Raw genomic sequence first — 10,781 nt, 5'->3', positions numbered from 1 at the left:
GCTCACTCTGCGTTCAAAAACCGTGGACGGCGTATATCAGGAAATATGGGGCACCCTGATCGCCTACAACATGATTCGCCTGGAGATTGCCAAGGCAGCATTGGTGGTCAAATGTGAACCCACGCAAGTAAGCTTCATCCGCGCCTTTCATTTGATCCAGTTCGAGCTTCACTGGGCCGCCGTCACCAGGTCCTACGGCAAGCTGCCCGCTTCGATGAAGCATCTCCGTGAAAGGCTCGTTAGCCTTCTCAATGACGAACGGCCCGATCGAAAATTCGACCGGGCCGTTAAGGCAAAACCACAGCGCTATGCTACTCGCGTTCTACGAAAACCTGCTTAACTGAACGGCATTACTGCGTAGGCAGCCTTTTTTGCAAATTACATGTTCGGATAATTCGGCCCGCCGCCACCTTCCGGCGTCACCCACACGATGTTCTGTGTCGGATCCTTGATATCGCAAGTCTTGCAATGCACGCAATTTTGCGCATTGATTTGCAGGCGTTCGGTATTGTCTTCGTTTGTTACGAATTCATACACGCCGGCAGGGCAGTAACGCGCTTCCGGGCCGGCATAATCGCGCAGATTGACGTTCACCGGTACGTTCGGATCTTTCAACGTCAGATGAATCGGCTGGTCTTCTGCGTGGTTGGTGTTGGAAATGAACACCGACGACAATCGGTCGAAGGTCAGCTTGCCATCCGGTTTCGGATACTTGATCGGCGCATAGTTGGCAGCCGGTTTCAGGCATTCATGGTCGGCATGGGTGTGACGCAATGTCCATGGCGCTTTGCCGCCGAATACAACCTGATCGATACCGACCATCAAGGTGCCGAGATACAGGCCTTTGCTCATCCACGGTTTGAAGTTGCGCGCCTTGTGCAGCTCCTGATGCAGCCAGGATTTTTCGAATGCTTCGCTATAAGCGGTCAGTTCATCAAATTGACGGTTGTTACCCAAGGCTTCAAACGCGGCGTTGGCGGCCAGCATGCCGGTCTTGATGGCGGCGTGACTACCTTTGATGCGGCTGGCGTTGAGGAAGCCGGCATCGCAGCCGATGAGGGCGCCGCCAGGGAAGGTCAGCTTAGGCAGCGATTGCAGGCCGCCGGCGGTAATCGCGCGGGCGCCGTAGGAAATACGCTTGCCACCTTCGAAAAACTTGCTGATTTCCGGATGAGTTTTGTAACGCTGGAATTCTTCGTAAGGCGACAGGTAAGGATTTTCGTAAGCCAGACCGACCACGTATCCGACCGCGACCTGGTTGTTTTCCAGGTGATACAGGAAAGAACCGCCATAGGTTTGCGTATCCAGCGGCCAGCCTGCGGTATGGACCACCAGGCCCGGCTGATGCAGCTTGGGATCGATTTCCCACAGTTCCTTGATGCCGATTGCGTAAGTTTGCGGGTCCTTGCCCTTGTTCAAGTCGAATTTTGCCATCAACTGCTTGCCCAGATGACCACGTGCGCCTTCGGCAAACAGGGTGTATTTGGCGTGCAGTTCCATACCCAACTGGAAAGCATCGGTCGGCTGGCCATGACGGTCCACGCCCATGTTGCCGGTGGCTACGCCCTTGACCGAGCCGTCGTCGTTATACAACACTTCAGCTGCCGGGAAGCCAGGGAAAATCTCAACGCCGAGCAATTCCGCCTGCTGGCCGAGCCAGCGCACTACATTCGCCAGCGAGATGACATAATTGCCATGATTCTGGAAACAGGCCGGCAGCAGCCAGTTAGGCGTCTTGTAGGCTTTCTTCTCAGTGAGGAACAGGAAGCGGTCTTCGCTGACTTCGGTCGTTAGCGGTGCGCCCAGTTCTTTCCAGTCTGGCAGCAACTCAGTCAGTGCCTGCGGGTCCATCACTGCGCCGGAGAGGATATGGGCGCCGATTTCACTGCCTTTTTCCAGGACGCAGACTGATACTTCGCGGCCTTGTTCGGCGGCTTGCTGTTTCAAGCGGATCGCCGCTGCCAGGCCGGCTGGCCCGCCACCGACCACCACTACGTCATATTCCATGGCTTCGCGCGGGCCGTATTGCTCGACGAGGCTCTGTTGGTTCTGCCCTTGGGTTGGAGTCATTGTCTCTTTACCTATAATTAATTTTTCGAACGGATGTGCTAATTGTGGGGGATTTTGCGGCAGAATGCTAGGTTTCGTGGGCAGTATAGTGGTGTTCTTCGCTTGTTGCAGCCCCCCAAATGGAGTAGTCAGTAAAGTAAACGCTATGGAAAACAAAAAACACGTCCACACCACACGGATTGCCATGCGCTGGGGCGATATGGATGCGCTCGGCCATGTCAATAACACCGTTTATTTCCGCTATATGGAGCAGGCGCGTATTGAATGGCTGCAGCAGCTAGGCAGCGACTTTGACTCGCGTCACGGGCCGGTGCTGGTCAATGCGCAATGCAGTTTCTTGCGACAATTGAAATATCCCTGCGACGTGGAGGTTAAATCCTATATTGGCGCGATCGGCCGTTCGAGTTTCGAGGCCAGCTATGAAATCCGCCGTGCCGACTTGCCGGAAGTGGTGTTTGCCGAAGGAATGGCAAAGATAGTCTGGGTTGATTTCGACCTGGAAAAATCCATGCCTCTGCCTGACGATCTGCGTCAACTGCTGACCAATCCGGTGCTCGCGGCCTAAGCGTCAGTCTTTAAACCCCTTCGTTCTGGGAAATGCCCAGCAGGCGGTGCACCAGTTCGCTGGAAGTCGATGCCGTGAACTTCTTCATGAGATTGGCCCGGTGCATTTCCACCGTGCGCGGGCTTAGTCCGATCTGCTTGCCGATCAGCTTGCTGGTCTTACCTTCCACCAGCAACGCCGCAATCTCCCGCTCGCGCGGCGAGAGTGTGGCCGAAGCCCGGCGCTTTTCACTCAAATCTTCAAAAGTCCAGATGCCTGCGGCGTGCGTGTCTTCCCGCACCAGCGCATGGCCGGTGACATGGCACCAGAACAACTCGCCGTTGGAGCGCCGCATGATTCTTTCGTCGGAATAGACACCCTTGGCATTCATGATCGGCACGATACGGGCGCCGGTGCGTTCAAATTCGTCCTGCGTCGGGTACAGTACCTGAAACGACTGGCCGTTCAATTCGCCAGGCTGGTAAGCGAACATTTTTGCCAATGCCAGGTTGCACACCTGCATGATGCGGCGTTCGGAGACGCACATGCCTATCGGCGCGTGGGCAAAAATGGAGGCATAATCGACAGCAATATTGGGCAAGGGCACTTGATGAATCAGTCAGATGTTGGTGGTCGTGGTCAGGGCAGTTGCTACATACCGGCAGACAATCCGCCGGTATGCGTAAAATTCGTATTTTTACGGTATTGTTGGAAGCATCACTTCGTCATATCCTAACAGACTGAACCTAAAGCAATAATAGTGCGAGTTTACACAAACAGGAGACATCGGTATGAACAAAGTTTATCCTGACGCGGCAAGCGCGTTGGCCGGCATAGTCAAGGATGGCCAGACCATCGCTGTAGGCGGTTTCGGCCTGTGCGGCATTCCAGAGGCACTGATCCTGGCTCTGCGCAATTCCGGCGTGCAAAACCTGACTGCCATCTCTAACAATGCGGGTGTCGACGGCTTCGGCCTCGGGCAACTGCTGGCTACCCGTCAGATCAAGAAAATGATCGCCTCTTATGTCGGCGAGAACAAAGAATTCGAACGGCAATACCTTGCAGGCGAGCTGGAGCTTGAATTCACGCCGCAAGGTACGCTGGCGGAAAAGCTGCGTGCCGGCGGCGCTGGCATTCCGGCATTTTTCACTAAAACCGGCGTCGGTACCCTGGTCGCCGAGGGCAAGGAAATCCGCGAGTTCGACGGCGCCAAATATGTGATGGAACGTTCGCTGGTGGCCGACATCTCTTTGGTCAAAGCCTACAAGGCAGATCGCAGCGGCAACCTGGTGTTCAACAAGACTGCCCGTAACTTTAATCCGAACGTGGCGATGGCAGGGAAAATCACTGTGGTGGAGGTCGAGCATCTGGTTGAGGTCGGCGAGATCGATCCGGACCAGGTGCACACGCCCGGCATATTCGTCCATCGCATCGTGGTTAATGCGACGCCGGAAAAACGGATCGAACAGCGCACCGTTCGTACGGCATAACATAAAAAAATACGGAGAACACCATGGCATGGACACGTGATGAAATGGCCGCGCGGGCGGCAAAGGAATTGCAGGACGGGTTTTACGTCAACCTGGGGATCGGCTTGCCGACGCTGGTGGCGAACCATGTGCCGCAAGAGATTGAAGTCTGGCTGCAGTCGGAAAACGGCTTGCTGGGCATTGGGCCGTTCCCGACCGACGATGCGGTCGACCCCGACCTGATCAATGCAGGCAAGCAGACTGTAACTTCGTTGCCGGGATCGTCGTATTTCAGTTCGGCGGATTCGTTCGCCATGATACGCGGCGGCAAAATCAACATCGCCATACTCGGCGCGATGCAGGTCTCCAAGAATGGCGATCTGGCGAACTGGATGATCCCCGGCAAGATGGTCAAAGGCATGGGCGGCGCGATGGATCTGGTGGCTGGTGTCGGCAGGGTGGTGGTGTTGATGGAACACGTTGCCAAGGCCAAGGATGGCTCCACCTCGCACAAGATTCTCGATGCCTGCAACTTACCGCTGACCGGCGTTGGCGTCGTTAATCGCATCATCACCGATCTCGGCGTGCTGGATGTGACGCCGCAAGGCTTGAAGGTGATTGAGCTGGCGCCGGGCGTCAGCCAGCAAGATATTGTTGCGCAAACCGGTGCATCGTTGGATCTGAGCGCACTGCACTGAAATTTGGTGTAATCAAGCGGCGTTTGACAATGAGTGTCAAACGCCGCTTTTTTTTTCGCCCGAGAAATCCTGTTGAAAGGCGATCGTATTTAATCGATAACACTATTTAAGGCAGTTCTGTGTCAGGTAACGTGCAAGGGTGCCCGCATATGCGATAAGATGTTGTTTATACGCAAAGCAAAACATAAAATTTTCCCCGGTTTTGCTTGCCGCATCCATCAAGTCTTTACCGAAACGGGATCGCAATGACCATAGCCGCGCACAAGACTGTCCAATGTATTTCGCCCGCCGGTTTGCACAAGATGGCTTACCAGGAGTGGGGCGATCCGCACAATCCCAATGTTTTGTTATGCCTGCATGGCGTGACTCGCGTCTCGGACGATTTCGATCAGCTGGCGCGCGCCATGTGCGATACCTATCGCGTAATCTGCCCGGATGTGGTCGGCCGCGGCCGCTCCAACTGGCTGCGCGATCCGCAATATTATGTGTTGCCACAATACCTGAACGACGTGGTGACCTTGCTGGCGCGGCTGAATGCCGAAACCGTCGATCTGGTCGGCACTTCGATGGGCGGCCTGATCGGTATCGGACTGGCCTCGCTACCGGAAAACCCGCTGCGCAAGATGGTATTGAACGATGTCGGCCCCAGCCTGAATCCGGAGGCGATGGGGCGTATCGGCCTGTATATCGGCGCCGACATGCGCTTCGCCACATTTGACGAGGCTGCGGCCTATATTCGCGCCATCTCGGCATCGTTCGGTCCGCACACCGACATCGAGTGGCATAAGCTGGCTAGCGATGTTTTACGCCAGAATGGGGAAGGGGAATGGATCCGCCATTACGATTTGAAACTGGCCCAGCCATTCATCTCGACCAGTCCGGAAACCTTCAAGCTGTCGGAAATGCTGTTATGGAAAGCGTACCAGTCGGTTACTTGCCCGACCTTGCTGGTGCGTGGCGCCGAATCCGATTTGCTGTCGGCGGAGACCGCTCGACTGATGACGGAAAGCGGGCCGAAGGCGAAGCTGGTTGAGTTGGCCGGCGTTGGTCACGCACCGACCTTCCTGCATACCGACCAGATAAAAGTTGTCACCGATTTTCTGATCGGCTGATTTGTTATTGCGCAAGTTTTTTTATATTCAGGAGACGAATTATGGCTATCCAACGTCTGCATGTCGGCAAGAGACTTTCAGAAGTCGCCATCCACAACGGCACCATTTACCTGGCCGGCCAACTGGCAGAAGATACTACCCAGAACATCGAAGGCCAGACGCGTGAATCGCTGGCCCATATCGATCGTCTGCTGGTGGAAGCCGGCAGCGACAAGCATCACATCCTGTCGTGCCAGATCTACCTGGCCGACGTCAAGGATTTCGATGGCATGAATGCGGTGTGGGATACATGGGTGTCGGCCGGCAATGCGCCACCACGAGCGACGGTGGAAGCCAAGCTGGCCCGTCCGGAAATCCTGATAGAAATTATCGTGGTCGCAGCACAAAAATAAAGATGTAAGCATGGTTTCGCTCACTGCAACACAACGCGCTTCGCAAATCCAGTTGTGCACTGCCGGCTTAAGTGCCGCGGATAGCGCGCGCGTGCTCGATGCCCTGGCTTTTGTCGAGCCGCTGTATGCCGATAATTTCATCGCTACCGGCCAGAGCACACTCGATTTCTCGCAAGGTGTGGCCAGCATACTGGCCGTGCTCGATACCGACGTCGAAACCCGGATCGCAGCCTTGCTGTTTGAATTACCTTCGCTGGACGCCAGCTATGCGGACACAATCGAGCAGCGATTTGGCAAGGAAATCTCGGATCTGGTAGGTGGCGTCCGCCAACTGATGCGGCTGCACGGATTTACTTTCGGCTTGCCGCAAGAAGTCATGCGCGGGAAAAATGCTGCGCAACAGGCCGCCAGTCAGGTGGAAACCTTGCGCAAGATGTTGCTGGCGATGGCGACCGACATGCGCGTGGTACTGGTGCGGCTGGCTTCGCGGGTAACTACGCTGCGCTATTTTTCCGAGCACAAGATGGAAAACGCGCGCACCAGCCAGTACGCACGCGAGACGCTGGATTTGTACGCGCCGCTGGCCAACCGGCTCGGGATCTGGCAGCTCAAATGGGAGCTGGAAGACCTGTCGTTCCGCTTCATCGATCCGGTGACCTACAAGCGCATCGCCAAGATGCTGGAAGAGCGGCGCATCGAACGCGAAGGTTTTGTCGATGCCGCGATCACGCGTTTGCGCAGTGAGCTGGCTGCAGCCGACATCAAGGCAGAAGTATCGGGCCGGCCCAAGCACATCTTCAGCATCTGGAACAAGATGCAGGGCAAGGAACTCGATTTTTCCGAGCTGTATGACGTCCGCGCATTCCGCGTGATTGTCGATGACGTCAAGACTTGCTATACCGTACTCGGCATCGTCCACAATATCTGGATACCGATCCCGAAAGAATTCGACGACTACATTTCACGCCCCAAGCAAAACGGCTACCAATCCCTGCACACAGTGGTAACGGCCGACGACGATCGGGCGCTCGAAGTGCAGATCCGCACCAACGAAATGCACCATTTCGCCGAATACGGGGTGGCCGCCCACTGGCGCTACAAGGAAGCCGGCGGCTCCAATTTCTCGGCACAGAAATACGACGAAAAAATCGCCTGGCTGCGTCAATTGCTGGCCTGGAAAAGTGAAGTGGTGGATGCGGTTGTCGAACATGAGGACAGCCGCCGCGAATGGCTGGAGAAGCTCAAACAAGCCACGCTCAACGACCACATCTATGTGTTGACGCCGCAAGCCCGCGTGATCGAACTGCCTAGCGGCGCTACGCCTATCGATTTTGCCTATTACCTGCATACCGATGTCGGCCATCGCTGCCGCGGCGCCCGCGTCGATGGCGTCATGGTGCCGTTGAATACGCCGCTGAAGAACGGCCAGACGGTAGAGATCATTACTGCCAAAAATGCGCCCGGCGGCGCCGGTCCCTCACGCGACTGGCTGACCCCGGGCTACGCCGCCAGCGCCCGCACCCGTTCCAAAGTACGGGCCTGGTTCAATGCGATCGAACAGCAAGAGACCCTGGCCACCGGCCGCAGCATGCTGGACAAGACCTTGCAGCGCGAAGGCAAGACTGCGGTCAACCTGGAAGAACTGGCGCGCAAGCTTGAGTTTGCCAAACTGGAAGATTTGCTGCTGGCGTTGGGCAAGGATGAATTCAGCCTGCGCCATGTTGAACAAGCCTTGCACGATGACGGCACCAAGCTGGTCGAGCACAGCAGCGAACTGGAAGAAGCGGCGATTACCCGCAAGAGCCGCGCCTCAAGCGTGGCGCATGGCGGCAAGTCCGGGGTGCTGGTGGTAGGCACCGACGGTTTGATGACGCAACTGGCCAAGTGTTGCAAGCCTGCGCCGCCGGATCCGGTGGTCGGTTTCATCACGCGCGGCAAAGGCGTGTCGATCCATCGCGAAAATTGCAAGAACTTCGCCGAAATGCGCGCCAAGGCGCCAGAGCGCGTGATCCAGACCACATGGGGTGCGCCGGAAGCGGAAACCGTCTACCCGGTGGATATCTTCGTACTGGCCAGCGATCGCCAAGGCCTGCTGCGGGATATCTCGGAAGTGTTTTTACGTGAAAAAATCAACGTCATCGGCGTCAGCACCCAAAGTGCCAAGGCCCATGCGCGGATGGCGTTCACTGCGGAAATAGCTTCCACTGCCCAGCTGCAAAAAGCCCTGGCCGTGATCCGCGACGTAAAAGGGGTGCTGGAAGCCAAGCGCCAATAAGGCTGGTGGAGCAGGGGGTGGACGAGGGTGTGCCAAATCGTCTCAGCGCCTGCTTTATTTGCCGGAAATTTTATGCCATAATAGCGACCTCTCCGGGAGGTTAGCTCAGGGGTAGAGCGATCGCCTCACACGCGATAGGTCACAAGTTCGAAACTTGTACTTCCCACCAAAATTCCTGTTTTAAATCAATGTGTTAAGCGGTTTTTGAAATTCTCGGGGATAGTTCGGGGATATTTTCACTAATCTGCGCCTCGATTTTACTCATTTCGCGATCATCATCCTGGATCGTTGATCCATGCAGCATAGTCGCGATAGAAGACATCTAATCCATGCCCAAGCTGAGCTGCCATATAAGCGGGCCGCGCTCCTGCCATGAGTCCAATAGTCGCATATGTCGCCCGGGTATTGTATGGTCGGCGATGCTGTATCCCTAGCAATTTCAAGGTTGGATTCCAGTAGGGTTCCCTTATGTTCTGCTCCTTTGCCCAAGGTCGATTCGTATTCGGATTGTGGAATACGCGGCCGCTTTCATCCAATAACGTCCATGCTTTCTGGCGCCGCAGCGCCTCGAATGCCCGGTTCGTCAGTTTGACAGTGCGCAAGTCGCTCATTTATTCACCAAAGGATTAAGTGCCAGTCTGCTGGCGCCATTGATGCCATTCGGCGCCTGACGATATGCGTCGTCAGACAGCCAGGGCATACCGACTGTAGCGCCTTGAATTTCTTTAGATTGTTTTTGCTCGTTTGATTGCATACGCTAGTCGAGGAGGTTAACCTGTTAGCCAGCCGTCTTAGATCGGTAGGATAAGAGCTGCGGCATCCATGTACGTCATGTCCCTCTGGGGGGCATCCAATGACTATTGCTCGCAGCGGGACTGTCGATCTAATTTTTATCTCCAAAAAAAACCAAAATAGAAGGCAAAGATGAGCGCAATTCAACACGATCTGGCCCACAGCCTTCTCAAAATTATTCATGATATGAACAAGTCGGATCCGCTGCTGACATATCAGACTGCCGCGAAAGCACTTGGGCGTCCAACCAACAACGCGCGTGCAATCGCTCAGGTTTGTGACTTGCTTGACGCGGCGGCAGCACTTGCAAACGTCCCGCTTTTGGCTTTGGTTGCGGTTCGTACCGTATCTGGTGAGATCAATCCCAAGGCATGGGTTAAGGTTAAGGATGCCCCAGGGGATATCAGAGAACGAATAATTAAAACCTCCCTTTCCCATATTTTTACAAATTCTGATTTCACTGCCATAGAAATGGCTCTCACGAGGCTCAATGGCTATAGCAATCGTACTGCTTGGGCGGAAGTAAGAAAAAGAATACCAGCGAGGCGACTATTTCAACAGCTTTCTACGCCACACTCCATACAACCCCAAGATAAAAGCAATGATTTAGGATCGGCCGGAGCCGCGGGCGATGAGAAACGACGCCATGTTGGAGGGGAGAGCACTATGAGCATCGCCTCCTATCGCACAGACCTTCGATTTGCGGCGTGTCCACAAGCTATTTTGGTGACAGGCAAGGCCGCAAATGATTCGTTCAATCGAAAGCTTTTGGAAAAAAATCAGACTGGCCACTGGGTCATAGCGTCCGGTCGCGTCCGAAACGGCGATCTCGTCTTCCTGCTACTGCCGGACGAGAAAGGACGGGGCGGCTATCCAAGAGAGTTGCATGCTGGTGTCGTAACTGGATTTCGACTGACGCACAACAAAACGCGAACGCTTCTAACGGTACAAGAATTCTTTCCCCTTTGTGACATCGAGCAAGGCATCAAAGGGTTTCTAGGTGGCAAACTACCGCCTCAGGGCGATCATGCAATGGAGGTGTGGCAGTCTTCTCCAGACAGCGCATCGACTTACGGGAAAGCATTCGAGGAGGCCGTGAAGTCATCCCTTCGCGATGACACTGCCGCCCGCAAAAAGCGGCTATTAAACGCTCGACGCATACCAACCAAAGTCACGGTAACGACTAAAGTTTTTCTACGTAACCCAGACGTAGTTGCAGAGGTACTGTTTCAGGCAAAAGGAGTCTGCGGGCGCTGTAAGAAGTCTGCGCCGTTCAACCGGAAATCTGATGGAAGGCCCTACCTTGAGGTACATCATAAGAAGCGACTTGCTGATCATGGCGAAGATACGGTTGAAAACGCCATTGCGCTTTGCCCGAATTGCCACAGGAAGTCGCATTTTGGTTAAGGACGTGTCAGTTGCGGTTATT

At 55.1% G+C, this 10,781-nt stretch carries 10 protein-coding genes, 1 tRNA gene and 1 pseudogene; 9 read left to right on the top strand and 3 right to left on the bottom strand.

The annotated features are described in order from the left end of the window. Positions 1–340, top strand: a pseudogene (locus tag BM029_RS22825) (DDE transposase); the annotation flags it as partial. Positions 341–378: 38 nt separating this feature from the next. Here BM029_RS22825 and BM029_RS22820 read toward each other — a convergent pair. Continuing rightward, the gene (locus BM029_RS22820; RefSeq protein WP_092439997.1) at positions 379–2,070 is read right to left on the bottom strand and encodes an electron transfer flavoprotein-ubiquinone oxidoreductase; all 1,692 of its coding nucleotides are present in this window, start codon (positions 2,068–2,070) and stop codon (positions 379–381) included. A gap of 145 nt (positions 2,071–2,215) precedes the next feature. On the opposite strand from BM029_RS22820, the gene BM029_RS22815 reads away from it, so the two are divergent. Beyond that, the gene (locus BM029_RS22815; protein ID WP_092439996.1) at positions 2,216–2,635 is read left to right on the top strand and encodes an acyl-CoA thioesterase; all 420 of its coding nucleotides are present in this window, start codon (positions 2,216–2,218) and stop codon (positions 2,633–2,635) included. A 10-nt stretch (positions 2,636–2,645) separates the two neighbouring features. On the opposite strand, the gene BM029_RS22810 is transcribed toward BM029_RS22815, so the two are convergent. Continuing rightward, entirely contained in the window at positions 2,646–3,221 is a 576-nt protein-coding gene (locus BM029_RS22810) for a LuxR C-terminal-related transcriptional regulator (RefSeq protein WP_092439994.1), read from the bottom strand. Between the two features lie 184 nt (positions 3,222–3,405). Here BM029_RS22810 and BM029_RS22805 point away from each other — a divergent pair, with 184 nt between their 5' ends. From BM029_RS22805 to BM029_RS22780, 6 genes are all read left to right on the top strand, one after another. Further along, complete coding sequence (locus BM029_RS22805; protein ID WP_092439992.1) at positions 3,406–4,104, top strand: CoA transferase subunit A; 699 nt, start codon at positions 3,406–3,408, stop codon at positions 4,102–4,104. A gap of 23 nt (positions 4,105–4,127) precedes the next feature. Beyond that, entirely contained in the window at positions 4,128–4,781 is a 654-nt protein-coding gene (locus BM029_RS22800) for a 3-oxoacid CoA-transferase subunit B (RefSeq protein WP_092439991.1), read from the top strand. Positions 4,782–5,026: 245 nt separating this feature from the next. Beyond that, positions 5,027–5,893 carry an alpha/beta fold hydrolase gene (locus tag BM029_RS22795; protein WP_092439989.1) on the top strand — a complete coding sequence of 289 codons (867 nt, stop codon included), beginning with the start codon at positions 5,027–5,029 and terminating at the stop codon, positions 5,891–5,893. Positions 5,894–5,934: 41 nt separating this feature from the next. Further along, on the top strand, positions 5,935–6,285 hold the full coding sequence (locus BM029_RS22790; RefSeq protein WP_092439987.1) for a RidA family protein: 351 nt from the start codon (positions 5,935–5,937) through the stop codon (positions 6,283–6,285). 10 nt (positions 6,286–6,295) lie between these two features. Continuing rightward, positions 6,296–8,560 carry a RelA/SpoT family protein gene (locus BM029_RS22785; protein ID WP_092439985.1) on the top strand — a complete coding sequence of 755 codons (2,265 nt, stop codon included), beginning with the start codon at positions 6,296–6,298 and terminating at the stop codon, positions 8,558–8,560. Between the two features lie 94 nt (positions 8,561–8,654). Continuing rightward, positions 8,655–8,729, top strand: a tRNA-Val gene (locus tag BM029_RS22780). 106 nt (positions 8,730–8,835) lie between these two features. On the opposite strand, the gene BM029_RS22775 is transcribed toward BM029_RS22780, so the two are convergent. Then, positions 8,836–9,171 carry a site-specific integrase gene (locus BM029_RS22775; protein ID WP_092439983.1) on the bottom strand — a complete coding sequence of 112 codons (336 nt, stop codon included), beginning with the start codon at positions 9,169–9,171 and terminating at the stop codon, positions 8,836–8,838. A 313-nt stretch (positions 9,172–9,484) separates the two neighbouring features. On the opposite strand from BM029_RS22775, the gene BM029_RS26410 reads away from it, so the two are divergent. Further along, positions 9,485–10,759, top strand: a complete 1,275-nt coding sequence (locus BM029_RS26410) for an HNH endonuclease (RefSeq protein WP_244545182.1) — start codon at positions 9,485–9,487, stop codon at positions 10,757–10,759. Positions 10,760–10,781 lie beyond the last annotated feature (22 nt).

Origin of the sequence: Collimonas sp. OK607, assembly GCF_900111995.1 — a bacterium.
In the GTDB taxonomy this organism is placed as follows: Bacteria; Pseudomonadota; Gammaproteobacteria; order Burkholderiales; family Burkholderiaceae_D; genus Collimonas.
The sequence above is the reverse complement of the archived record's forward strand: the minus strand, read 5'-3'. Positions and strand labels throughout refer to the sequence as shown.

Bases quoted from the DNA above. Each gene is read 5' to 3' on its own strand.
- BM029_RS22820 (WP_092439997.1), bottom strand. From the start codon at position 2,070: ATGACTCCAACCCAAGGGCAGAACCAACAGAGCCTCGTCGAGCAATAC.
- BM029_RS22815 (WP_092439996.1), top strand. From the start codon at position 2,216: ATGGAAAACAAAAAACACGTCCACACCACACGGATTGCCATGCGCTGG.
- BM029_RS22805 (WP_092439992.1), top strand. From the start codon at position 3,406: ATGAACAAAGTTTATCCTGACGCGGCAAGCGCGTTGGCCGGCATAGTC.
- BM029_RS22800 (WP_092439991.1), top strand. From the start codon at position 4,128: ATGGCATGGACACGTGATGAAATGGCCGCGCGGGCGGCAAAGGAATTG.
- BM029_RS22795 (WP_092439989.1), top strand. From the start codon at position 5,027: ATGACCATAGCCGCGCACAAGACTGTCCAATGTATTTCGCCCGCCGGT.
- BM029_RS22790 (WP_092439987.1), top strand. From the start codon at position 5,935: ATGGCTATCCAACGTCTGCATGTCGGCAAGAGACTTTCAGAAGTCGCC.
- BM029_RS22785 (WP_092439985.1), top strand. From the start codon at position 6,296: ATGGTTTCGCTCACTGCAACACAACGCGCTTCGCAAATCCAGTTGTGC.
- BM029_RS22775 (WP_092439983.1), bottom strand. From the start codon at position 9,171: ATGAGCGACTTGCGCACTGTCAAACTGACGAACCGGGCATTCGAGGCG.
- BM029_RS26410 (WP_244545182.1), top strand. From the start codon at position 9,485: ATGAGCGCAATTCAACACGATCTGGCCCACAGCCTTCTCAAAATTATT.